Consider the following 22,369-nt stretch of genomic DNA (forward strand, 5'->3'; position numbering starts at 1 on the left):
AAACGCTGGACGATGCGGTGGAAACCCGCGCTGAACGCGTTCGAGATCGCCTTCGACGGCCGTCTGGCCGCCGGACGCAAGTAGTTCCCCTTCAACCCGAGTTACACCGCTCGTTTGACAGACCCCGGATGGCTCGCGGCGGCGGCGCTGTTGCTGACTCTCCGCGTGACCGGGGTTCGGAAGGCGGGTGCGGAGTTGCCGATGGGGCCGTTTCTCCTGATCGGTGCGTTGGCAACGATCCTCGCCGCGTCACTGTAAGGCCGGACTCCGGCGAATCGGACGCTGGCGTAGGAGTGGGGAAGGTTCGGCCTTGGCTGTTCCAGTCGTGTACGGCGAACGTGAGGCCGTCGCGGTAAGCGGAGAGGCCTGCAGCGGGGTACTCGATCAGGTCGTCAGGGAGTTGGTCGAGGGAGAACCAGGCGAGGCCGGAGCATTTGTCCGGTTCACGGTTGATGGGCTCACCGAGCCAGTGGTGAGTCGCGAAGAACAAGCCGAGGCGGGGCTCGAGCCCAGAGCCGTTGACGTGCAGGGTGTGGACATGCTGGAGATTGGTCTGGTCGATGACAACGCCGACTTCTTCTTCGGCTTCGCGGGCCGCGGCTGTCAGAACGGATTCGCCCGCGTCGAGATTGCCGGATGGGAGGTGCCATAACCCGTCGAAGCGGGGTTTGGATCTCGCCGTCGGGCGAGTAGCACTTCGCCGGCGCGAACGAGCAGTACGTGGACGTCGATCAAATGGCGGTCGGCCATGAGTAGCGGTCTCAGAAGCAGGTCGGCGGTACGGCCTGAGGCCGCGTTGACCCGCTCGAGTCTATGCCGTGGGTGAATTACCGGTTCAGGATGAGCTCACGCAGCGCAGGTGTGAGTTTTTCGACCACAATCTGTGCGCCCGCGTCGTGTAGCGCGGTTGCGGTCGTCTTGCCGGTAGCTACCCCGACTACACGGACTCCGGCGGTGAGGGCGGCCTGCACGTCGTTGACGGTGTCCCCAATGAGCACGGTGTGGCCATTGTCGAAGATCTCGCCGGTTCGATTCCTGGCACGCTGTTGGGCGATGGTCACAAGCGCCGGACGGCTGCGGTCGTCATCGCCATAAGCGCTGCTGTCCAGATCGAGGTAGCGGTCGAGTCCGAAGACCTCCAGCTTGATCCGCGCGACCTCGCGGAGGTTGCCAGTTAGTACACCTTGATGAATCCGCGGTTCGGCGGCGAACGCGGTGAGAGTGTCGTCCGCGCCTGGCAACGCACGGCTGATCGTCGCGAGTTCACGGCGGCGAGTCTCGTAGCCTTGGACGAGTGCTGCCGCCAGCTTCCCGACCGTGACAGCATCCGGCTCGATCCCGTTGATGCGCAGTGACTCCGCCATGATGTCCAACTCTGTCCGCCCCGATATCTCGGCGAGGTTTGCCAACGCTTTCCCCGTAGCAGCAGGGAAAGCGCGATCGTAGATGGCTCGGCCGACGCCACGCGTCTCGATCAGAGTGTGGTCGACATCCCAAAGAACGAGAGTGCGGGGTGACTCCGGAGACTCAGGCATGCATAAAGTCTCCCAGCCATGACGAATTGGAAGAGGCGGGGTACCATCTGCGCTGGTCACAGCGTCGTCGGAGGAATGTGGAAGGACGATGAACGAGTCCTTGGCGCACATCGTGGGCGAACGGGTCCGGTTCTACCGCACCACTGCTCGCAAGGCCAAGACAGTCGTCGCCGGACTGGCCGGCATCACGCCCGACTACCTCTACCAAATCGAACGAGGCCAGAAGCTTCCCACGCTCGCCGTTCTTGCGCAGTTGGCCGAAGTCCTCGGCGTAGGACTCGGCGATCTCGTAAGCCGGACGCATCCCGAGCCGCCCGGGTGTTCCATGCCGGAGGCCGCCGATGCCATCTATCGGGCGTTGACCTGCCCGCTGCCGCCGCAAACCACTGCGTTGCCCCAGCGTGACCTACATCGGGAGGTCTTGACGGCCTGGCATACGTGGCAGACGTCGCCAGCGCGGTATAGCACCGTGACCGCCGAGTTGCCCGGTTTGATCGTCGCTGTGCGGGAAGGCCTTTCAGGTGGCGCCGAGGACGGTCGCAAGGCCCAAGCCTGCGCCGCGGACATGTACGGTCTACTTCGTACCGTCGCGAAACGGATCGGACGGACTGATCTGTCGCTGCTCGCTGCCGACCGGGCTGTATGTGCCGCCGAAGCAGCGGACGATCCCGTTCGAGTCGCCGGCGCGCAGTGGAACATGACTCAGGTTTTGTTGGCTGACCACCAATACGAGGGTGCTGAAGAAACCGCGCTGCGTGGGGTGCAGGACCTGGGGTCCGTCATGGCTCAGGGAAACCCCGACGCGGCCGCGATGTGCGGATCGTTGCGGCTGATCGCGGCTGTCGCAGCCGCACGGCGCGGGAACGAATGGGTTGCCCGCGAGCGTCTGCACGATGTTGTCCCCTTGGCCGGGAAAACCGGGGAACGGAACGCCTGCTGGACTGCGTTCGGGCCGACGAACGTTGCGATGTACGCGGTGAACGTCGAGGTCGAGACCGGTGAAGCAGTCGAAGGTTTACGTTTGGCTGAGCGCGTCGAACATGGTCGCTCGCCTTCAATCGAACGTCGTGTCGCGTTCCTCATCGATCAGGCCAGGGGATACCAGCAACGGCGCGACTACGCCAGTGCGCTCGTGATCCTACAGACCGCGGAGGCGGAAGCGCCCGAGGATCTGCGCCATCGCCCCGCAGCGCATCAGGTCATGAAAGCGGTCGTAAACAAAGGAAACCGCACGGTCGGCCAGCAAACAGCCCGTTTGGCCGGCCGCGTCGGCGTGCTGGTGTGAGCTGACCCGACTGTCGGTCGCCCCGAACGCACAGCTCGGATTACCTGCCAGTAACCGTCGTACCGTCTGCGTCCTAGGTGCCGCGGATTGCCGCGCGAAGACGGACCAAATAGAGACGGAAGAAGGTTGCCGTATGACGAAGAACCCCTCACCAGATTTGAAAAAGTCGCTCCAGGCACGGCATTCAGTGACATCGTGTTCTGAGCGGTCGGTTCCCGCTGCAGTGTTGCTTCGCCGTCTGGGTTGGCACCAGCGCAGGGTGAGTTGCCGCGACCTGAAAGGGCGTCGTTCGGCGTTGCTCGTGCAGCGCCGGGCCGCTGAAGTCGTTGAGGTTCAGCTTGCCGACGGACATAGCGCACGGCTGAGCAACGTGGAGGCCGGGCGGCTGCGTGCGGTATTGCGCGACGTTCTCATCGCCCAGCCGCTAACCCATGAAAATGCTTCGGGTCCGACCGCAGTCGACGGGTTCGATGTCGAAAGCCGTTGCCGGGACCTGACATGAGTGACACGCGTGGCTACTATCACCAACTCAGCGTCCGAGCGCGAAACCTGCGCGACGGCGTCGACGACGCCATCAACGCGCTGCTGCGGCTTCATCAGCAGGTCGCTGAGGTTGGAAAAGCGGACATGGACTTGCCGGGCGTTATGCGTGATACCGAGCATCGAGACCTTCAACAATGTGTGGAATCCGCCTTGTTCGCCGCCCGCGCCGCCGAGCGCATCACGCTTGTGCACATCAGCGAAGTCGATCACGAGATCATCGTCCACGGGTTTACCACCGCGCTTGAGGAGGAGGGAGGAGCGATATGACAGGGCCCACTGGGTTCGATCCGCAGGAACCGGGCTATCTCTATGAGGCGATGGCGGATCATCTGGCGTCGCGGATCGGATCAGGTGAGCTGGCGGAACATGAACTCTTGCCCAGCGAGCGGCGGCTCGCGGAGGAGTACGGCGTTTCGCTGGGGACGGCTCGTCATGCGACGCGCATCTTGGTGAGACGTGGTCTGGTCATCACCTTGCGGTCAAAAGGAACCTATGTGGCTGGTCGCGAACAGTGACCCCAGCGATGTGGCACAGCAGCAGGAAGGGTGAACCACAATGAGACGTGACACTGAGATCCGCCATTTTCCTTGGTGTGATGAGAAAACCGAACACCATCGGGGTGACGGTGGTTGGCGGCACGACCGGCTCTTGGGCACGTTCCGGCCGTTGCAGAACGATCTCGCCCTCGATGAGCTCGCAAGTCGCAGCCCCTTCGAGCTGCGGATCGCCTGCCACGACAAGGATTCCGGCGCCCGCGCGGTGCTGTCGATCGAAGGCTGGTGTGAGACGGCCGAATTCGACCTGGCTGGCATCCGGCGAGCGCGTGACCTGTTTGCTCATGCGGCGGACATTCTGGCGGGCGCATGCGGCAGCTTTCGGTGAATCGGTGCGACTTCCATGTGGGCGGCAAGGCCCGTGGCTTTGGTCATTTACGGCCGCGGCGTCCCGTTCGTCGTGGCCGACAGGTTGTGTATGGTCTGGTGTGGGGCAGTGAGAAGTACTTCGTCGGTGCTTTCGTTCATGTGGCAGACGTGACGCTTAGGCATGCGGCCGGGGCGTTGTCCGCGGTCAGTGACCGGGCCCGCACCACGAGTTCGGCCACGCGTGGGTCGGTGACCGTGTAGTGCGCGAACCGACACCCCGGCGCGCCTGCACATACCCGCAGTCCGCCAAACACCCAGGTCCGTGGAGGCTGTACCCCGGGGTCAGGCAGACGTGCTCGACGCACTCGGTGACGGTGTGCTCCTCGTATGTATGGCAGAAACGCCGGTAGCCGCAGGCGCGCGGGGTCGCCCAGGGCACGGAAGGATTTGGCCGGGCTGACGGGTGAGTTCTTAATGGCGCTGGCGTGGTGGGGAAACCTTGGCGGTGCAAGATCTGGGCAAGATCGTGGTGGATCCGGCGGTCGCGGTCGCGCTGGGCGGCGGCCGCCCGGCCGATCCCGGCGTGGACAAAGGTGCTGCACCGGGCGACGTTTTGGCGAGAATCGTTCCTCGGCTGTGAGCGGCTTGAGGATCACCTTGCGCCAGAGGACTAACTAGGACTGTCGAATTGTGGCGTTGGCTCGCCGGCTGATAGTGGATCTGGGTGGAGTGCCCGGGGTCAGCGGTTGTAGACGTCGAGGCCGAAGGTGTTCAGTCCGGTGCTGGCCGCGTACCCGAGGTGCGGTAGGCCGAATAGGTTCTCGATGCTGGCCAGCAGGCTGTAGTGGTTGTAGGAGCGGTCGTTCCAGCTGCCGGGTGCGGTGTACTTCGACAGCACCAGCGCCCCGGTTCGGCCGCCGCCGAGCCCGGTGATGCCCGGCAACGCGGTGTTGGGGCCGGGGCCCTCACCGCAGCAGGCGCTGGAGTCGGAAGAAGGCCCGTCGGATTCGTCGAAGGTGATCACGAGCATCCCGTCCTGGCTGAACGCGGGGGAGGAGGTGATCACCGGGACCCATTGGCGCAACCAGGCATCGGCCGAGACCAGGCCGCCGGGCTCGCCGTCGACGCAGGGGGCGTCGTGGCCGTCGTGGCATAGGTTCGGGGTGATGTAGGTGAGGTTCGGCGTGGTTCGCGGCGAGGCCAGGTCGTTCGGCAGCTGCGAGAGGTCGACGTCGGCCCCGCAGGCGGGCGTGTCGATGATGGAGTGGAAGTAGACGAATGGGTTGTGCCGTGCCGCGTATTGGTCACCGACCTTGGCTTTCTGCGTATCATCGACCGCACCGATCGCCGGGTGACGGCACGGCGTGCCCATGTCCTCCAAATACGCTTTCCAGGTCTGTCCGGCCGTGGTGAGCTGGCTCGGCAGGGTCGGCACGGAGGCCGGGTAGACGCAGCCCTGGCCCACGGCCTGGCCGGGATCGGCCTGGCCGGTCTGGGTGAACTCGTCGTATACCTGGCAGTCCGCCTGGGTTTCGGTGTTCGGTCCCTGGCCGGAGATCTGGGCGATGTAGTTGTCGAGGCTGTTGTGCCCGATCCCGTAGTACTGGCTCAGCAGGACGCCTTGCTCCCGCAGTGTCTGGCTGAGGTACGGTGCCGCCGATCCGGGTCCCCAGGTCTCGTCGTATCCCTTGTTCTCCAGGTTGATGACGAACACGTGCCCGATCTGCGGCGGTGCGCCAGCGGCGCTCGCCGATCCGGCCACGCCGAGTGAGGCCGCGATCAGCGCCGCGACGGCCAGGTACTTGAGCTTCATGACAGCGTCCATCCGTTGTCCTGCGCCAGCGTCTTCAGCGCGACCCACTGTTCGTAGTCGGTGTACTGGCTGATCGCGCACGGCGACCCCACCACCTGCGGCACCGGCCATTGTGGCGCGGTCAGGTTCGGCGGGTTGGTGAAGTCGAGCACCTCGGCCAGGTTGCGCGCGCCCGCGTCTCGCACCGTCAGCGGCGACAGGTTCCACCGCCACTCCACTGTTTTGAGGATCGAGGTGTGGTCGTACACGTTGTGTGCGACGTAATTGCGCCGCGCTCGCGGGGAGATCACCAGGCACGGAACCCGGAATCCACGCAAGCCCCAGTCGGGGTTGGCGTCCGGGGCGACGGCGGGCGGTACGTGGTCGAAGAAGCCGCCCCACTCGTCGTAGTTGATGACGAGCAGCGTGCGTTCCCAGGCTGGGCTGCTGGTCACCGCGCGATATACCTGGTCCAGAAAGGACTGTCCAGCCCTGATGTCCGCGTGCGGATGGTCATCGGCGGAGCTTCCGGTGTCCTCGTCGAGGAACTTGGGATCCACAAAGGACACCTGTGGCAGCGTGCCGGCCGCGCAGTCGCTCAGGAACTCGGTGTACGGACGGCTGATCGACTGGTACTTCGTACCCCACAGCGCGGTGAAGGGCACGTCGTAGAAGTAGTAGCGCCCCTGCAGGCCCGCCGCGGCCAGGCGGTCCCAGATCGTCGGCAGCGTGGAGATCGTGGTCGAGTTGTGGATCCGGTCGGTTTGCGCGGAGTGCTGGTAGAACCGGTTCGGATAGGTCTCGGCCATGATCGCCGAAAAGTAGTTGTCGCACACCGTCCAGTACGGCGTGGCCTGACCATAGAAGGGCAGGTCCTGCTGGAGGTAGTAGCCGATGCTGAACACATCGTTGCTGCCGGCTCGCAGCCAGCCGTCACACTTGCCGTCGTTGTACTCGACCCGCCCGCCCTCGAAGCTGTGGTCCGGATCAGGATGCGCGCACCCCTGGAAGTCGTCCAGATGATACGTCTTGTGCGCGACACCGCTGGAGTCCACGTAGGTCAGTCCGGCCTGCTTGCCGTTGGCGCCGGGCAGCCAGCCGAGGAAGTGGTCGAACGAGCGGTTCTCCATCATGACCACGACAACGTGGTCGATCCCGGACGAATCTGGCGCAGGTAGGGGTGATGTCGCCGCCGAGACCTCGGGTCCAAAGCTGGCCGCCACCGCGGCCGAGGCCGCGCCGGCGAGGAACTGTCGTCGTGAAGCAGTCACCCGAACGTTATAGCCCGCTAAGTTACCGATGAGTATCACCCACCACGAATGTTCAACTTCCGGACACCTGCCCGGCGTGATCGTCGGGATTATGCGCTTGGGTGGGGTGCGGCTCGCGATCGACGAGCGGCCGCAGCGGCAGGTGGCGGTCAAGCAACTGTGGCCGTCTCCTGCGGGCCTACTTGACCGGCGGTTCCCTCGTCCCGGCCGGCGAGAGCGACGGCCGGCTCTCGCTGGTCGGCAGCAGCGAAGTTCGGCACCCGGTCGACGCTCGCCCCATGGTCCAAGGTGGACAGCGGCGTCTACGGCATGTGCGGCAACGTCTGGGAGTGGTGCTTCGACCGAGAGCAAAACAGGCAGGCGCGAGCTCAGAGGCGGCGCGTAATCCAGTCCGTTCAGTCGCGCCACCCCGTCGTCGTTCAACGACGCAGCCGCCACGATGTGCGACGACGATACCGGTTTTCGGTGCGTCACCGTGGCGGACCGGGTCGAAGGCTGAGCGGCCACGAAAGGGCTTGCCCGGAAGCTGAAACCTGCGGTCGGGCCGGGCGAGGCTACGGCCCGACCGCAGGCGCGGTGCCGGGGATCTGTTCGCCAGGTTGCCCGTCAGGGCGTGGTGCGCCCGGCGAAGACGTCGGCCCCGAACGGTCGCAAGCCGGTCTGTCCGGCGAAGCCGAGGTGTCCCTGGCCGTCGGATCCTCCGGTCTTGATTCCGAGGAGGTCTTCATAACTGCGTAGCGCCGAGTAGTGGTTGTAGGGGGTGTCGTTGACGCTGCCCGGCTGGATCCACTTGGCGTTGAGGGCGACGGCGCCGGTCCGGCCGCCGCCCGGGTACTGGCCGGGGGCGGTCGGCGGTGGGAGGGTGCCGAAGCTGGCGGCAAGCGGCGGGTATCCGGGGTTGGCGTTGTCGGGGCCGGGTTGTTCGTTGCAGCAGGCGGTGGTGTCGGTGAGGGCGGATTCGTCGAAGGTGAGCAGGACGAGCATGCTGCCGCTGCGGTAGGCGGGTGAGTTGAGGATCAGCGGCATCCAGTGTTTGAGCCACAGGTCGGCGCCGACAAGGCCGCCGGTGTGGCCGCCCTCGGTGTTGGGTCCGGTGCAGGTGGCGTCGTGTCCGTCGTTGCACACGTTGGGCGTGACCATGGCAAACGCGGGCGTGGTGTTCGCGTGGGCGAGGTCCTGGGCGAGGTGGCCCTGGAAGGTGTCGCCGGTGGAGCCGGTGGTGACGGTGCCCAGCGGCACGACGTGCTGCGCGCAGTAGGCGGCGTTGTCGGTGACGGAGTGGAAGAACAGGAAAGGCACGTGCCGGATGGCGTACTGGTCGGTGGTGGTCGCCCGGTTCGGGAAGGCGCCGTCCTTGGCCGGGTGGGCGCAGTCCGTGCCGCCGAGCGGGTCGGGGGTGCCGACGTCGCGGGCCGGGTCGTTGCCCATGTCCTCGGCGTACTGGCGCCATGCCACCTGACCGGCCCCGTGGTGCTGCTGGTCGAGTTGTGCGCCGATGGTCTGCACGGCGGCGGGGTAGACGCACCCACTGCCGTCGACCTGGCCCGGGTAGCGGGCCTGATCCGGGTCGAGCGTGCCGGGCGTGACGTCGGTATAGGTCGAGGCGAACGTGGTGGTGTTGGTGATGCAGTCGTTGCCGGACACCCGGTTCGGTGCCTGCCCGGAGATCTGCGCGAGGTAGTTGTCGGTGCTGAAGTGCCCGGTGGCGTAGTACTGGGTCATGAGCTGGCCTTGCGGGACCAGGGCCTCGTTGAGGTAGCGCGCGGGGGATGCCGGGCCGAACGAGGTGCCGAAATCTTCGTTCTCGAGGTCGATCACCATGACGTGCTTGATCGCACCATCGGGAAGTGCGGTGCCGTGTCCGTGGCCGGACTCGGGTGCACCGGCGGCAGCGGATGTGGCAGCAGTGGTCGCCGCGGCGGCCGCGAACGCGGCCAGCGCAACTCCAAGTCGTCTCACGGAAAGGACCTCCAGTCAGCTGGCTAGATCCGGGACATTAATCGGCATGACTACACGCAGACGTACAACCGGAAAACGAGGTGTGGCCGCGAGTCGAAGAGCACCTACCTGAGACAAGCCGGGCAAAAGTCGCCGCCGAAAACGTGGCAAGAACTGTTCGGGCGGCTGCAGGACGTGACCGGAACGGAACCGGTTGTGTCGTTTTCCCGCTCGCCGATCAGATGGCGTACCGGACGAGGATGGTGGTGCCGATCGCGAGGAACAGGGCGGGCACGAGCCAGCGGCCGATCCGGCGCAGCAGATGGGTGATCGTCTTTCGGGTCGCTGTGAGGTATCCGATCGCGCACCACAGTACTTCGAGGACCGCGAATACGGCGACGGTGAGTGCGGATTGCGCGACCGGCTGGGTTCGGAAGACGACGATGTACACGGAGAGGTTGTCGGCGCACACCGACAGGGTCAGCGTGATGATCGAGGCGAGGCTGTCGCCGACCGTGGGTTCGGTGTCGTCAGCGCGGTGTGCCAGCCAGAGTCCGCGCAGTCCGAGCAGTACCGGCACGACTCCCAGCAGGCCGGTCCAGCGCAGCGAGACGAGTCCGAGCGTCGCGGCCAGGGCACCGCTGACGACGATGAGGAATGCGAACACCACGAACTGGCCGAGAATCACCCGCCAGGCGCGTTTTCCGTCGGCCCGGGACTTCGCGAACAGCACGATCAACAGCACGAGGGCGTCGAGGTTGGTGGCGGTGAACGCACCTGCCGCGGTAGCGATCGTGCCGAGGAGGAACGGCACCGGGCCAGGATGGCACCATTGCGAGGGAATCGCGATGGGCGAGGCGCTTTCTGTAGTGCTGCCGGTTCACTTGATATTGGTTGTGTCGTAACGTCGATCGGGTCTCGCGCACGCCACTTCGAGGGGGGCGACGATGTCCACGGAGTCTTCTGGGACCACCCAGACTGCCGCCAATACCGCCGCTGTCGCACGGGGGTCGGGCTCGGAAGCGAAACCGGGGCACGGACCGCGCACGGCCACGGTGGAGCTTCCGTTCGTGAAGGCGCAGTTTCGTGCGCCGGAGGTGCACCTGCCTCACCTGCCGACGCCTCACCTCGGTCGTGCGGAGTTGTCCGCGGCCGCGCACACGGCGCGCTCTCTCTTACCGCCGCCTCGGCAAGCGTTGTACTACGCAGGGCTCGCGGTTCTCGCCGCCGCCGAGGTGATCGAGTGGCCGGTGGCTGTCGCGATCGGTGTCGGCGCGGCCGTGATGAGCCGGAGTGGCGAGGAGCAACGCCGCCACGAGGTGACCGGGAAGGAACCGGCGGCGAGCGCCGGCGGCGCGACGGAGACGACGAGCGCCGCGACACCTGCCGCGACCGAAGCGGCGGCTACTTCGGCGCCGGAAACGGGTGCCGGCACCACGGCGACGTCGACAGCCCCGGCAGGCGGAACGTCGGAGGCTGCGCCGGCCGCGGCCCCCGGGGCGCAGGCGCAAGCCGGGGGCGAGCCGGAACACGGCGCGCCGGCGCCGGCGGCGGGCGGGTCGGACCAGGCCGCCGGGCCCGCACCCCAGCAGTAGCCGCGGATGCTCGTCTCTGCGCTGCGCCGGGCCACTACCAAGATTCTGGCGCCCGTGGTGGGCGGCCTGACCTCGGTTGCCGGGCTGCCCGCTACCCGCCGGGTGTGGGCGCAGGAGGACCGGCTCCACGTCGAGGTCTCGGGTATCCACCGGCCCGGGACCGAGGACGCGGCGGAGGAATTGCGGCAGCGGCTGGTGGATCTGCCCGGGGTGCGCCGGGTCGAGATCAACGGTCACCTGGGCCGGATGCTGGTGGTCGGTGATCGGGAGGTGACGAACCGGCGGGCTGTGCTCGCCACGATCGCGGAGGCCGAACGGCAGGCGCCGTTGGCCGAGCACGGCCGCGCCCCGGCCAGCACGACCCACCCCGGCAATGCGGGCCCGGGGGTGCGCGAGGTCGTGGCGTTCGGGCTGAACCTGGCCGGGGCCGGGTACACGGCCGCCACCAGCGTGTTGCCCGTGCCGGGCTTGCGGTCGATGTGGCCGACGATCACTGCGCTGGTGGACTCGACGCCGCTGCTGCGCGGCGTCGTGGAAGCCGCGTTGGGTCGCCCGGCAACCGATGCGGTGTTCGCGTTCACCGGGGTGGCCGGTCAGATCGCGGCCCGCAGGCCTTTCGGCCTGCTCACCGACGCGGGATACCGGTTCCTGCTGCGCGGCGAGGCGGCCGGTAGGCAGCAGGCGTGGCAGCGGTGGGAACGCGCGACGGCGACCCGCGCCGGGGCGCACGAGGCCGGCCCGATGGACTACCGCGACCGTCCGGTGCCGGTGCCGGACGGTCCGGTCGAGAAGGTCGCGACGGCCTCGGCCGCGCTCGCCGTGGCCGGCTACGCGGGGGTGCGCGTCGCCGCCCGGAACGCTGAGCGGGCCGGCGCCGTGCTGACCGCGGGGGTGCCGCGCGCGGCGAAGGTGGGTCGCGAGGGGTTCGCGAGCCGGGTGGCCCGGGATTTCTCGCGGTCGGGTTCGCTGGTTCTCGAGCCCGATGCCCTGCGCAGGCTCGATCGTGTCGACGTCGCGGTGCTCGATCCGGCGCTGTTGCTGACGGGCAGGTACACGATCGACGCCGTGGAAGCCGTCGGTGATCAGCGCGACGACGCCGAGTTGTCCCGCCATGCCCATGACCTGGTGGACCGACGGCACCCGCGTCGCCGTCGTGAACACGATGAGTGGGCCGTCACGCCGATCGAGGCCGCGTCATCGGGTGAGCTGGGGCGTCGTGCCGGGGAGCCCTCCGCCGAGGGCGCCCTGACGCTTGTGATGTCCTACGCGGCTGTGCCGGTGGCGCTGGTGCGGGTGCTGCCGGAACTCGATCCCATGGCGGAGGCGCTCGTCGAGGCGGCACGTGAGAGCGGCACCGTGCTCCTCGCCGGGGCGGATACGGGGCTGGCGCGGCGGCTGCGGGTCGACCAGCCGCCGCTGGAGGCGGACACCGTTGAGCAGGTCGCGCACCTGCAGGCCGAGGGCCGGGTTGTCGCGGTGGTAACACGCGACCGCGCCGCCCTGGCACTGGCCGATGTCGGGATCGGCCTGCGCGGGCGGTCCGGGTGGGTGCCCTGGGGCGCCGACGTCGTCTGCCCGGACGCGCGACAGGCCTGCCTGCTGCTCTCGGCCGTTCCCACGGCACGGCGGACGAGCCGGGACGCCGCGCGCCTGTCACTGGCGGGCTCGGTGACCGGCGCGCTGCTCGGCGGGTTCGGCCCGCCCGCGGGTGCCACGGCACGAGCGTCGTTCCCCGTGCACCTGACGGCGGTGCTGTCACTCGGCGTCGGCACCTGGCGCGCCCTCACCCTCGCCACCCGGCCCGCACCCGTCCCGGTGGACCGCACCCCCTGGCACGCGATGTCACGGCGGGCGGTGCTGAGTTCGCTGTCGACGACCCGCGAAGGGCTGCCGGATCCGGAAGCCGCGCGCCGGCATGGACGCACTCCGGACGAAGCCGCTATCACAGACCCGGGACTGGCGCGAGCCTCGCTCGATGAGCTCGCCACTCCGCTGACACCGGCCCTGGCCGCGGGCGCCGGCATTTCGGCGAGCATCGGCTCGGTGGGGGATGCGGTGCTCATCGCCGGGGTTCTCGCGCTCAACGCCCTGATCGGTGGCGCCGAAAGGGTGGGAGCGGGGCGTGAACTGCGGCAGTTGCTGACCGCCAGCACCAGCAGGGTCCGGGTCCGCCGCGGCGGGCACGCGCGTGAGGCGACCTCGGAAGAGCTGGCCCCGGGGGACGTGATCGAGCTGCAGGCCGGTGACGTCGTTCCGGCCGACTGCCGGCTGCTGGAAGCGCCCGGTCTGGAGGTCGACGAGTCCAGCCTCACCGGCGAGTCCCAGCTCGTCACGAAGTCGGTGCGGGCCACGACCGCCGGCGCGATCGCTGACCGGTTCTGCATGATCTACCAGGGCACGGTCGTGGCCGCGGGCCGCGCGGTCGCCGTGGTCGTGGCCACCGGCGCCCGCACCGAAGCCGGCCGCAGCGCCCAGGCCAACGGCGACCGGCCCGAAACGGGGGTGGAGACCCGGCTGAGCGCGCTGTCGGGCCGCACGCTTCCGATCGCCGTCGGTGCGGGGATCGCGCTGTTGGTCGTGAACCTGCTGCGCGGCCGGGGCATCGCAGGCTCCCTGGCGCCGGCCGTGAGTCTTGCGGTCGCGGCGGTGCCGGAGGGGCTGCCGTTCGTGGCCACCGTCGCCGAACTCGCCTCCGCGCGCCGGCTGGCGCATCGCGGCGTGCTGGTGCGCGCCGCGAGCACCATCGAAGCGCTCGGCCGCGTCGATGTGCTGTGCTTCGACAAGACCGGCACGCTGACCGAGGGCCACATCGCGCTGCGGCGGGTCTCCGACGGCACCCACGACGAGAAGATGGAGGACCTCGGCGCCACCCTGCGCGCTGTGCTCGCCGCGGCGATGCGGGCGAGTCCCTGGCATGAGGATGGCGCCGCGGTGCCCCACCCGACCGATCGCGCGGTGCTCGAGGGCGGGCGCGCCGCCGGCGTCACACCCCAAGGCCGCATGGGCGCACTCACCTGGGTCGCCGACATCGCCTTCGAACCCGCTCGCGGCTACCACGCGACCCTCGCGCGAGGGCCCGACGGCCTGCTCCTGAGCGTCAAAGGCGCCCCCGAGGTGCTGCTTCCGCGGTGCACCAGCTGGCAGGGACAGCTGCTCGACGACGACGCCCGCAGGCGGGTCGACGCCGAGATCGAGCGCCTCACCCGTGGCGGATACCGGGTCCTCGCCGTCGGTGAACGCGCCGCGTCCGACCGCACCGAGCTCGACGACGATCGCATCCAGAACCTCGACCTGCGCGGTTTCGTGGCACTGGCCGATCCCGTCCGGGCCACCGCGGCGGCCGCGGTGAGCCAGCTACGCGACGCGGGGGTGAACGTCGTCATGGTCACCGGAGACCACCCGAGCACAGCCGCGGCGATCGGCGCCGAACTCGACATGATCAACGGCCGGCGGGTCCTGACCGGAGCCGAGCTGGACCGGCTCACCGACGAGGAGCTTCCCGGTGTCCTGGCCGATGTCGCGGTCTTCGCCCGCGTCAGCCCGGCCCAGAAGGCACGCCTCGTGCGGCAGCTGCGCGAGGCGGGCCGGGTGGTGGCGATGACCGGCGATGGAGCCAACGACGCCCCCGCCATCCGCCTCGCGCACGTGGGAATCGCACTCGGTCACCGTGCCACCCCCGCGGCACGCGAGGCGGCGGACCTGGTCGTCGTCGACGACCGAATCGAAACCATCACCGCCGCCCTCGTCGAGGGCCGCGCGATGTGGTCCTCCGTCCGCGACGCCGTGGGCATCCTGCTCGGCGGCAACCTCGGTGAGATCCTGTTCACCGTGGTCTCCGGTGTGGCCAGCGCGACCGACGCGCTCAACGCCCGGCAGCTGCTGCTGGTCAACCTGCTCACCGACGTTCTGCCCGCCATGGCCGTGGCCGTGCGGCCCCCGGTCGGCACCACGACCGAAGAACTCCTCGCGGAGGGGCCGGAGGCCTCACTCGGTGGGATATTGCTGCGCGACGTGTACCGGCGGGCAGCGATCACCGCGGGTGCCGCCGCGGCCGGGTGGCTCCTGGCCCGCCCGGTCAGCACGCACGCCCAGGCCAGCACCACCGCACTCGTGGCGCTCATCGGCGGCCAGCTCGCCCAGACCGTCACGATGCGCGGCCGCACCCCGCTCGTGGCCGCCGCGACCGCCGGATCACTCGCGGCACTTGCCGTCGTGGTCCAGATCCCGGGACTGAGCCAGTTCTTCGGCTGCCGGCCCCTGTTACCGCACCAGTGGGGCATCGCCGCAGGAGCGGCGGCCGCGGCCGGCGCCGCCGAGCTGTTACATCGCTAGCCAGTCTGTCAACCGCGGTTCATCCGCTGACCACCCGCGCACAACCCGGGCAACACCCCGACGAGCCACCCTGGTCAACCGGTACATCGCAACGACCCCGGGAGTCCCCATGACGGACCTGCTCGCCACCATCCTCGCCAAGGCCGGGATGCTGCTGCTCGAAGCCGTCATCGTGCGGGTCGTGCGGGAGATCTTCGTCCAGGTCACCAAGCCCGCCCACACCGCGATCGCGTAGGCGGCGCAGACCCGTCAGAGCCGTTGGCCCGGGGCGGCTGGGAAGGACCATAGTGAGTTTCCGCGCGGGTCGTTCGACTGCTGACGGCCGGGGTCGGTCGCTTTTAGAGTCCCGGTATGCGCGAAGAGGAACTCAAGTTCTCGGTGAACGACGGGTTCGTGCTGCCGGAGCTGGCCGTGCTCGCACCGCAGGGCGGCGAGGTCGTCCGGGCCGGGACACGCCGCTTGTCGGCGACTTACTACGACTCGCCCGACCTGCGACTGGCGCGTTCGGGCGTGACGTTGCGCCGCCGCACCGGCGAGGACGGCCCACCCTGGCATCTGAAGTTGCCGACCGCAACGGCGAATGTGCGCGAGGAACTGACCGCGGCAGGCGCGCCGGACACGCCCCCGGCGGAACTGGCCCGGCTGGTCACCGGCTGGCTGCGGGCCGCCCGGTTGGTGCCGGTGGTGGCCCTGGACACGACCCGAGACGTGTGGCAGGTGCGCGACCGCGCCGGTAGGCCCCTGGTCGAGCTGGTCGATGACGCGGTCACGGTCGGCAACGGCCGCCAGCGCACCGGCGGGTTCCGTGAGCTGGAGGTCGAACGCAAGGCCGACGGTGAGCTCACCGCGGCGGTCATGCGGCGGGCCGCGACACTGCTCACCGAGACCGGGGCTAGTGGCGACGCTTTCGTGCCCAAAGCGATCCGGGCGCTGGGCCCACGAGCGCTGGAGCCTCCCGACATCGCCGCGCCCGGCCCCCTCCCGCGCCGCCCCACCGGCGGTGAGGTCGTCACGCATGCCCTGCGGCGCACCGTCGCCCGGCTGATCGGCTACGACGTGCGGGTACGGCGGGGCGAGCCCGACGCCGTGCACCAGATGCGGGTGTGCTGCCGCCGGCTGCGCAGCGACCTGCGCGTCTTCGCGCCCCTGGTCGACTCCGACTTCGCCGCCCCCATCATCGAGCATGTGCGCTGGCTGGGTGGTGCGCTCGGTGAATCCCGCGATGCCGAGGTCCTGCGCACCCGGCTGTCTCGAACCGCCGCCCGCGACCCGCTGGCTCCCCTGGACGGGCACGCGCTCGCCGTCCTGGACACCGACCTGGCCGAGCGGGATCGACGCGCGGCGCACGCGCTGGCCGGGGCGATGGACACCCACCGCTACGCCGAGAGCCTCGAGGTGCTCGTCGAGGCGGCCCGGCATCCCCGACTCACGGCACGAGCGCGGCGGCCCGCCACGCGAACGCTGCCGCGTCAGGTGGCCAAAGCGTGGCGCGACCTCGAGACCGCCGCGCGGCTGGGGCCACTCGACCCGGACGAGGCGTGGCACGCGGCCCGCATCCAGGCCAAGCGCGCCCGCTACGCCGCCGAAGCCGTCGCACCCGCGACCGGCAAGGACGCCGCCCGGCTCGCCAAGGCGATCGCCGAAGTCCAGGACGTCCTCGGTGAACACCACGACGCCGTCATCGCCGCCCAGCACTGGGCCGACCTCGCCGCCCAGCACCCCGACGACCCCACCGTGATGATCACCTGCGGACGGCTCGTAGAACGCGAACGTGCGGCCGCCAGAACCGACCGAGCCCGGTTCCGCCACGCCTGGAGCCGGGCCGCCAAACCCAAACGCACCCGATGGCTCGCCGCCGACGGCGGCGTGCCGGCCGAGGCGAGGCCCACCCCGGAGGTGGCTGGTGCGCGATGAGCAGCCGATGAGCCCGACCGCGATACTGGAGCCGGCACAAGAAGATCAACTGTGGCAGGTTGAACAGCGCCTGGTCCGTGACCACGACGAGTTGCCGCCCGAGCTGGTGCGGCACGAGGTGGCCCGGGCGCGCGCCCTGTTCACGAGTGCCCGAATCACCACCTTCGTACCGATTCTGGTCGAGCGGACGGCGCGGCGACGACTGTCGGACTCCTCGATCGGGTCCGATTCTCCGCTCACGCAGGCCATGGATCAGTCAGGCGATTACGCTCGGTCGATGTCGCTACGTACGTGGGGGTGGTACACGGCCAAGCAGTTGCTGGCCGATGAGCTTCCACGGCGCTGGGCCCACACTCGCGGTGTCGCGCACCGCGCCGCGGAGGTCGCCCGGTCACTTCCGGCGGAGGACCGCCAGATCCTGATCGCCGCGGCATGGCTGCACGACATCGGGTACGCCGAAGAGCTGATCGACACCGGCTTCCACCAGCTCGACGGGGCGCGCTACCTCGCCGCACGCGGGGTGCCGCGCCGCGTATGCGCGCTGGTGGCACACCATGCCGGCGCCGCCGCCGTCGCTGCGGTCCGTGGGCTGTCCGCCGAGCTCGCCGAGTTCGACGACGAACAAGGGCCGGTCCGCGACGCGCTCTGGTACTGCGACATGACCACCGCCCCAGACGGCACGCCCGTGTCATTCGCCGAACGCATGCGCGAGTTACGCGCCCGCCGAAGCCCCGACGATCCCGTGATCCAAGCGCTGGCCGGCAATGAATCCGAGCGCGCGGCGGCCGTGAGCCGCACCGAGGAGCTGCTGCACAGCACGGCGACACTCGTCTGAGGCGCCAGGCGTGCGCCGGAGTACGTGGCCACCATCCAGGTTGCCACGCGTCGATCGCGGCAGGGGCGACGGCAACGGTGGCCGGTTGATGTCGATGGCTCGGCCCGGAGCAGGGTTTCGGCTCGGGCGTGAGACACGAATGAAGTAACTCTCTGGCGGCTCAGCACGGCATGCGTTGCGGTGCTGACCTTGCTGACGCCGCACGTTGGGCCGCGTCGGTGGCGGTGATCGTCACCGTTGTGAGTGGTCGCTGCCTTCTGCCGTTCCGCTCCCCAGATGCGAAGGTGATCTTGAAATGGGAGGGAGCCGTATGGACACGGTGCTGGAGCGGATGATCCCGGTAACGATTCTGACGGTGCCGGGTGCCCTGGTCGTCTGGGTGCTGCTGGCCGCCAGACGTCGCCGTCGCTGTCCGGCGATGACGGCCACGTTCACCGCCGGGATCGACACCGCGATCCTGTTGTGCGCCGGGCTCGTGTTCGCGTTGGTGACGGCGCCCGGCGGGCACACGCATACCAGCACACTGCATCTGGTCCCCGGGCAGGACATCGCCGACGTCCTCACGCAGGACGACGCGGTGTGGCAGATCGCCGGCAACCTGGTGCTGCTGGCTCCGCTGGCCGCGCTCGTCCCGATCCGGGTGCGCGCCCTGCGATCGCTCCCACGTCTCGCCTTCGTCATGTTCGCGATCTCGGTCGGAATTGAGGCGCTGCAATACTTTCTGCACGCCGACCGTGTCACCGCCACCGACGATGCGCTGCTCAACACGATCGGTGCCACCGTCGGTGCGGGCCTGGGCCGCAGTCTGTGGCGGGGTCTGGCGGTGCCGATTCCCCGGCCACGCACTGCCGCTGACATGCTGACCGCACAGCCCACGGCCTCCGCTGAGCACTGATGCGGGCATCGTGCTGAAGCGTCGACGATCCGCGGGTCGGTCAGTTGACGCAGGGGGTTCCGGTGTCAGACTGCACGGGTGCGCCGTTGGGTGGGGCCTGCGTCGGTGCGCCAGGTCCGCTTACCGAGGCGAGGTTGACGGTGATGGTGTTGCTCGCTGCTGCGGCGGCGCCGTTGTTGCTGCCGTCGAAGGTGGACTGGATGATCTGGCGGATCTGTTTCGGGTCGATGCGGTTGGCGCTTTCGCCGTTGACGGTGTAGAAGCCGGTGATCGGCAGAGTCTGGAACACGGTGTTGCCGCCGGTGAGGTTCTGCAGCTGGGTGGCCATAGAGAACGCGCTCCAGCCCTGGTCGATGACGATGTCTCGTTTCGCCGCGTCCATGAGGGTGGTGGTGGTGAACGGGTTGAGCAACGTGGCGGGGCTGCGGATGTTGTGTGAGGCCGAGGACAGGAATGCCTGCTGGCGGTGCGTGCGGTCCAGGTCGCCGTTGGGTAGACCGTGGCGTTGCCGGACGAATGCCAGTGCCTGCGCGCCGTTGAGTGTCTGCACCCCGGCGGGGAAGACCGCTCCGGAGTAGGCGGAGTCGTCGACCGCGTGGTTGAGGCATACCTGAATGCCGCCGAGCGCGTTGGCCAGGTCGTAGAAGCCGGCGAGGCTGATTTCCGCGATGTGGTCGATCGGTACCCCGGTGAGGTCGCGGACCGTCTGGGTTTCGAGTTTGCGCCCGGCTTCGCGGCCGATGGTCTCCAGCTGGTGCTGGTCGCTGACGCCCTGCTTGTGTGCGGCGGTTTCGGCGGTGGCCTTGGCGTTGCCGTAGGCTTCCTTGATTTTGTGCAGCCCGTATCCGGGCACGTTGACCGCGTCGTCGCGGGGGATGGAGAACGCTTGCACCTTGCCACCGTTCGCGGGGATGTGCATGAGGATGAGGGTGTTGGTGTTGTAGCCGCCTTCGTTGCCGTCCCCGGCGTGCAGCTGGTCCAAAATGGTCTGTGGGAGTTGCTGGCCGTTTTGATCTTTGCGGGTGTCCAGGCCCATCAACAAGATGTTCGTGCCGCCGTCGGTGGAGGTGGGCGCGCCGTCCAGCGCGTGCGAGGAGGCCATCGTGGAGGACATGTCCTGGAACTGGTACAGGTCGTAGCCGACCAAGGCGAGCAGCAGCACCAGTACGACGAGCATGGTCCGGCGGGCGATCCGTCCCCAACGCCGCCGTGGGCGTGTCCGTGGCGGCGGGGTAGCAGGAGGTTGCCCGATGCCGGGCGGTCGCCGCGGAGGCGTGTACCCGGGATTGCGGTAAGGGTTGCCCGCGGGCGGGTTTCCCGGTGACCATCGCGGATCACGCCGGCCTGCCTGCCAGTCGTCCACTTTGTCCTCCTCGCCCGGTGCCGGTGCGGACTGCTCGCGCGCAGGTTAGCGGGATACGCCCGGTGATCGCTGTCGGGGCAGCGTTGACGGGGTTTTTCGGGGCCGGGCATCGTTCATCGCATGTCTGACGCGGTGGACACCTCGCCGGAGCCCGTAAGCGCGTTTCGGGGCTGGGGTTTCGATGTGTGGTTGTGGATCGGCACCATCGCGTCGGCCGTGGTGGCGGCCTGGGCCCATTTCACGGGTGCGGGCGATGTGCCGGAGTTCGTGGCCGCGCTGGTCGGGCTCGCGTTCACATCGACCGTGATGAGCCGCAGCCTCGACCAGGTCACTGGGCGGCTCAGCCGCAACGCGGTGGGACTGTTCCAGGCGGTCACCGGCAACGTTCCGGAACTGGTCATCGGCGCCTTCGCCTTGTTCAATCACCTGGACTAAGTGGTACTGGGCACGATCGCCGGGTCGGCGTTGAACCTGCTGCTGTTCGCCAACGGACTCGCCTACATCGCTGGCGGGGCGCGGCACCGGGTGCTGGCGATCGATACCCAGGCGGTGCTGAGCACGTGTGTGATGCTCGTGCTGATGGTGACGGTGCTGGTCATGCCTGCCGTCGCGGTGCGGCTGCACAGCGCGGCCGAAGGGCACCACCCCCTGTCCGAGCAGGCTGAAATCGGCATTCTCGTGGCTTCGCTGATCGCTGCCTCTGCTGCCGCGCTGGTACTCGGCACAGCTGGCCCGAACCGACACGACTGATCATTCGCGCCGCGCACTGCATCGTGCCCCCTCGGTGGCAACATGCACAAAGACTGTCTGCCCGACTTTTCCGTGGAGATGCGCGGTAATCGTTTTTCGCACTACTTGCCCGGTAAGCGCTGACAAGAGGCCGAATGTCGAATCCTTCCGGTCTGCGGTCTGGTCGTATTTCCTGTCGTCAACGCGATGACTGCGTCCGTTCAGCCGTGCGTCTTTTTGTTGTGCGATAAACGGCGCTGCTCGATCGGTCCCCCTGGTCATAAAGGCGGAAGGAACTACGCGATGTCATTTCGGATGAGGCGGCTTTCCCGCAGGACTGCCGTCGCGACGGTGGCCGGTGCGGCTGCTGTCGCGGGTGTTGCGGTGTGTGCAATGCCGAGCGCCGGTGCGACGCCGACGACCGGTGGCGACACGATCGCGCTGCCGCCCGGGTACACGGCGCAGACGTTTGCCACCGGTGGCGCGCTGACCGGCCCGGATGACATCAGCCGACTCGACGGCAATATCTACGTCGCCTACCAGAACGGTGTCGGGGCGATGGGGGAGCCGTCGCCGAGTGGTGCGACCGCGAGCACTCTGGTCGAGTACTCCCCGGCAGGCACGTCGCTCGCCCGGTGGAACCTCACCGGCAAGATCGACGGCATGTCGGCCGACACCGCGAACCACCGGATCGTGGCCACGGTGAACGAGGACGGTAACAGCAGCCTGTACACCGTCACCCCCGGCGCGACCGGCCCGCAGGTGCAGCACTACGCCTATACCGGACTCACCCATGGCGGCGGCACCGACGCGATCAGCTTCGTCAACGGCGCGATGTATGTCAGCGCGTCCAACCCGGCACCCGACGCGAACGGCACCACGTTCAGCAAGCCCGCGCTCTACCGGGTCACGCTGTCCGGTACCACCGCCACCGCGACGCCGGTGCTGCGGGACAACTCGACGGCGATCGACGCCGGCAACGGCAAACCGGTCACCCTCAACCTGTCCGACCCGGACTCCAACGAGGTGATTCCCGCCCAGGCTCCGCAGTACGCGGGTGATCTGCTGTTGACCAGCCAAGGTGACTCCGAGCAGATCTACCTGTCCAACCCGGGCACCCCGCGGCAGACCGCAACTCTGGTCAAGCTCAACACCCAGGTCGACGACACCGCCGTGACCACCGGCGCCGGAACCCTCTACGTCGTCGACGGCGCCACCGACAAGGTCATCGTGATCAGCGGTCCGTTCAGCGCCGGTCAGATATTCACCAGCGTGCCCAACGACTCCAAGGTCAATCCCGGCACCCTCGGCGACCTCGACCTCAAGACCGGTAGCGTGAGCCCATTCGGTAAGGGCTTCGGAAGCCCGAAGGGCCTGCTCTTCCTACCCTGACTGCGGTCCGGCGCACGAACCGGCCCCCGCACCGAGGTGTTCGGTGCGGGGGCGGCCGCAAGTCAGGAGATCACCAACTCCTCACAC

At 68.4% G+C, this 22,369-nt stretch carries 22 protein-coding genes and 2 pseudogenes; 17 read left to right on the forward strand and 7 right to left on the reverse strand.

Annotation, left to right across the window (positions count from 1 at the left end):
• The first annotated feature begins 114 nt into the window (after positions 1-114).
• Entirely contained in the window at positions 115-258 is a 144-nt protein-coding gene (locus tag HFP15_RS37335) for a hypothetical protein (RefSeq protein WP_168522452.1), read from the forward strand.
• 52 nt (positions 259-310) lie between these two features.
• On the opposite strand, the pseudogene HFP15_RS37340 reads toward HFP15_RS37335, so the two are convergent.
• Positions 311-750 (reverse strand): annotated as a pseudogene (locus HFP15_RS37340) (NUDIX domain-containing protein); the annotation flags it as partial.
• Between the two features lie 77 nt (positions 751-827).
• Positions 828-1,535 (reverse strand): HAD family hydrolase, encoded by a 708-nt coding sequence (locus tag HFP15_RS37345; RefSeq protein WP_168522454.1) that lies wholly within the window; start codon positions 1,533-1,535, stop codon positions 828-830.
• A gap of 88 nt (positions 1,536-1,623) precedes the next feature.
• Here HFP15_RS37345 and HFP15_RS37350 point away from each other — a divergent pair, with 88 nt between their 5' ends.
• The 6 genes from HFP15_RS37350 (at position 1,624) to HFP15_RS37375 (ending at position 4,866) form a co-directional block, all read left to right on the forward strand.
• Entirely contained in the window at positions 1,624-2,820 is a 1,197-nt protein-coding gene (locus HFP15_RS37350; RefSeq protein ID WP_168522456.1) for a helix-turn-helix domain-containing protein, read from the forward strand.
• 133 nt (positions 2,821-2,953) lie between these two features.
• The gene (locus HFP15_RS42360; protein WP_210718391.1) at positions 2,954-3,322 is read left to right on the forward strand and encodes a hypothetical protein; all 369 of its coding nucleotides are present in this window, start codon (positions 2,954-2,956) and stop codon (positions 3,320-3,322) included.
• Positions 3,319-3,630, forward strand: a complete 312-nt coding sequence (locus HFP15_RS37360; RefSeq protein ID WP_168522458.1) for a hypothetical protein — start codon at positions 3,319-3,321, stop codon at positions 3,628-3,630. Before HFP15_RS42360 ends, HFP15_RS37360 begins: the two co-directional genes overlap by 4 nt.
• Positions 3,627-3,878, forward strand: a complete 252-nt coding sequence (locus HFP15_RS37365) for a GntR family transcriptional regulator (RefSeq protein ID WP_168522460.1) — start codon at positions 3,627-3,629, stop codon at positions 3,876-3,878. The genes HFP15_RS37360 and HFP15_RS37365 overlap by 4 nt, the downstream gene beginning before the upstream one ends.
• 40 nt (positions 3,879-3,918) lie before the next feature.
• Positions 3,919-4,245, forward strand: a complete 327-nt coding sequence (locus HFP15_RS37370; RefSeq protein WP_168522462.1) for a hypothetical protein — start codon at positions 3,919-3,921, stop codon at positions 4,243-4,245.
• A gap of 480 nt (positions 4,246-4,725) precedes the next feature.
• Positions 4,726-4,866: a hypothetical protein gene (locus HFP15_RS37375; protein ID WP_168522463.1), complete on the forward strand. Its 141-nt coding sequence runs from the start codon at positions 4,726-4,728 to the stop codon at positions 4,864-4,866.
• A 99-nt stretch (positions 4,867-4,965) separates the two neighbouring features.
• On the opposite strand, the gene HFP15_RS37380 is transcribed toward HFP15_RS37375, so the two are convergent.
• Together HFP15_RS37380 and HFP15_RS37385 are read right to left on the reverse strand one after the other, a co-directional pair.
• Complete coding sequence (locus HFP15_RS37380; RefSeq protein WP_246272394.1) at positions 4,966-6,051, reverse strand: alkaline phosphatase family protein; 1,086 nt, start codon at positions 6,049-6,051, stop codon at positions 4,966-4,968.
• Positions 6,036-7,328 carry an alkaline phosphatase family protein gene (locus tag HFP15_RS37385; RefSeq protein ID WP_168522465.1) on the reverse strand — a complete coding sequence of 431 codons (1,293 nt, stop codon included), beginning with the start codon at positions 7,326-7,328 and terminating at the stop codon, positions 6,036-6,038. The genes HFP15_RS37380 and HFP15_RS37385 overlap by 16 nt, the downstream gene beginning before the upstream one ends.
• Positions 7,329-7,598: 270 nt before the next feature.
• Between HFP15_RS37385 and HFP15_RS44240 the strand changes: the two are divergent.
• A pseudogene (locus HFP15_RS44240) lies at positions 7,599-7,706 on the forward strand (hypothetical protein); the annotation flags it as partial.
• Between the two features lie 189 nt (positions 7,707-7,895).
• Here the strand turns inward: HFP15_RS44240 and HFP15_RS37390 are convergent.
• Together HFP15_RS37390 and HFP15_RS37395 are read right to left on the reverse strand one after the other, a co-directional pair.
• Complete coding sequence (locus tag HFP15_RS37390) at positions 7,896-9,248, reverse strand: alkaline phosphatase family protein (RefSeq protein ID WP_168522467.1); 1,353 nt, start codon at positions 9,246-9,248, stop codon at positions 7,896-7,898.
• Positions 9,249-9,465: 217 nt separating this feature from the next.
• Complete coding sequence (locus HFP15_RS37395) at positions 9,466-10,041, reverse strand: cadmium resistance transporter (protein ID WP_168522469.1); 576 nt, start codon at positions 10,039-10,041, stop codon at positions 9,466-9,468.
• Between the two features lie 256 nt (positions 10,042-10,297).
• Here HFP15_RS37395 and HFP15_RS42365 point away from each other — a divergent pair, with 256 nt between their 5' ends.
• The 6 genes from HFP15_RS42365 to HFP15_RS37420 all read left to right on the forward strand — a co-directional run bounded on the left by HFP15_RS42365 (position 10,298) and on the right by HFP15_RS37420 (position 18,798).
• Positions 10,298-10,822: a hypothetical protein gene (locus HFP15_RS42365; protein ID WP_210718393.1), complete on the forward strand. Its 525-nt coding sequence runs from the start codon at positions 10,298-10,300 to the stop codon at positions 10,820-10,822.
• A 6-nt stretch (positions 10,823-10,828) separates the two neighbouring features.
• Positions 10,829-15,154, forward strand: coding sequence for a cation-translocating P-type ATPase (locus tag HFP15_RS37405; protein ID WP_168522471.1), 4,326 nt, complete (start codon positions 10,829-10,831; stop codon positions 15,152-15,154).
• Between the two features lie 109 nt (positions 15,155-15,263).
• A complete protein-coding gene (locus HFP15_RS43690) occupies positions 15,264-15,389 on the forward strand; it encodes a hypothetical protein (RefSeq protein WP_281355745.1) in 126 nt (41 codons plus the stop codon).
• Positions 15,390-15,505: 116 nt separating this feature from the next.
• Positions 15,506-17,068: a CYTH and CHAD domain-containing protein gene (locus tag HFP15_RS37410; protein ID WP_168522473.1), complete on the forward strand. Its 1,563-nt coding sequence runs from the start codon at positions 15,506-15,508 to the stop codon at positions 17,066-17,068.
• The gene (locus HFP15_RS37415; RefSeq protein ID WP_312871937.1) at positions 17,058-17,903 is read left to right on the forward strand and encodes a three-helix bundle dimerization domain-containing protein; all 846 of its coding nucleotides are present in this window, start codon (positions 17,058-17,060) and stop codon (positions 17,901-17,903) included. Before HFP15_RS37410 ends, HFP15_RS37415 begins: the two co-directional genes overlap by 11 nt.
• 295 nt (positions 17,904-18,198) lie before the next feature.
• Positions 18,199-18,798, forward strand: a complete 600-nt coding sequence (locus HFP15_RS37420) for a VanZ family protein (protein WP_168522475.1) — start codon at positions 18,199-18,201, stop codon at positions 18,796-18,798.
• A gap of 40 nt (positions 18,799-18,838) precedes the next feature.
• Here HFP15_RS37420 and HFP15_RS37425 read toward each other — a convergent pair whose 3' ends face one another.
• On the reverse strand, positions 18,839-19,975 hold the full coding sequence (locus HFP15_RS37425) for an LCP family protein (RefSeq protein ID WP_168522477.1): 1,137 nt from the start codon (positions 19,973-19,975) through the stop codon (positions 18,839-18,841).
• Between the two features lie 306 nt (positions 19,976-20,281).
• Here HFP15_RS37425 and HFP15_RS37430 point away from each other — a divergent pair, with 306 nt between their 5' ends.
• The 3 genes from HFP15_RS37430 (at position 20,282) to HFP15_RS37440 (ending at position 22,282) form a co-directional block, all read left to right on the forward strand.
• Complete coding sequence (locus HFP15_RS37430) at positions 20,282-20,596, forward strand: hypothetical protein (RefSeq protein WP_168522479.1); 315 nt, start codon at positions 20,282-20,284, stop codon at positions 20,594-20,596.
• A 30-nt stretch (positions 20,597-20,626) separates the two neighbouring features.
• Positions 20,627-20,911, forward strand: a complete 285-nt coding sequence (locus tag HFP15_RS37435) for a hypothetical protein (protein ID WP_168522481.1) — start codon at positions 20,627-20,629, stop codon at positions 20,909-20,911.
• A gap of 372 nt (positions 20,912-21,283) precedes the next feature.
• Complete coding sequence (locus HFP15_RS37440; RefSeq protein ID WP_168522482.1) at positions 21,284-22,282, forward strand: hypothetical protein; 999 nt, start codon at positions 21,284-21,286, stop codon at positions 22,280-22,282.
• Positions 22,283-22,369: the final 87 nt, after the last annotated feature.

It is taken from the genome of Amycolatopsis acididurans (assembly GCF_012328925.1).
Classification (GTDB): domain Bacteria; phylum Actinomycetota; class Actinomycetes; order Mycobacteriales; family Pseudonocardiaceae; genus Amycolatopsis_E; species Amycolatopsis_E acididurans.

Coding starts and splice junctions, on each gene's coding strand:
- HFP15_RS37420 (WP_168522475.1), top strand. CDS start 18,199: ATGGGAGGGAGCCGTATGGACACGGTGCTGGAGCGGATGATCCCGGTA.
- HFP15_RS37380 (WP_246272394.1), bottom strand. CDS start 6,051: ATGGACGCTGTCATGAAGCTCAAGTACCTGGCCGTCGCGGCGCTGATC.
- HFP15_RS37350 (WP_168522456.1), top strand. CDS start 1,624: ATGAACGAGTCCTTGGCGCACATCGTGGGCGAACGGGTCCGGTTCTAC.
- HFP15_RS37430 (WP_168522479.1), top strand. CDS start 20,282: ATGTCTGACGCGGTGGACACCTCGCCGGAGCCCGTAAGCGCGTTTCGG.
- HFP15_RS37365 (WP_168522460.1), top strand. CDS start 3,627: ATGACAGGGCCCACTGGGTTCGATCCGCAGGAACCGGGCTATCTCTAT.
- HFP15_RS37440 (WP_168522482.1), top strand. CDS start 21,284: ATGCCGAGCGCCGGTGCGACGCCGACGACCGGTGGCGACACGATCGCG.
- HFP15_RS37360 (WP_168522458.1), top strand. CDS start 3,319: ATGAGTGACACGCGTGGCTACTATCACCAACTCAGCGTCCGAGCGCGA.
- HFP15_RS37345 (WP_168522454.1), bottom strand. CDS start 1,535: ATGCCTGAGTCTCCGGAGTCACCCCGCACTCTCGTTCTTTGGGATGTC.
- HFP15_RS43690 (WP_281355745.1), top strand. CDS start 15,264: ATGACGGACCTGCTCGCCACCATCCTCGCCAAGGCCGGGATGCTGCTG.
- HFP15_RS37410 (WP_168522473.1), top strand. CDS start 15,506: ATGCGCGAAGAGGAACTCAAGTTCTCGGTGAACGACGGGTTCGTGCTG.
- HFP15_RS37370 (WP_168522462.1), top strand. CDS start 3,919: ATGAGACGTGACACTGAGATCCGCCATTTTCCTTGGTGTGATGAGAAA.
- HFP15_RS37405 (WP_168522471.1), top strand. CDS start 10,829: ATGCTCGTCTCTGCGCTGCGCCGGGCCACTACCAAGATTCTGGCGCCC.
- HFP15_RS37425 (WP_168522477.1), bottom strand. CDS start 19,975: ATGCTCGTCGTACTGGTGCTGCTGCTCGCCTTGGTCGGCTACGACCTG.
- HFP15_RS42360 (WP_210718391.1), top strand. CDS start 2,954: ATGACGAAGAACCCCTCACCAGATTTGAAAAAGTCGCTCCAGGCACGG.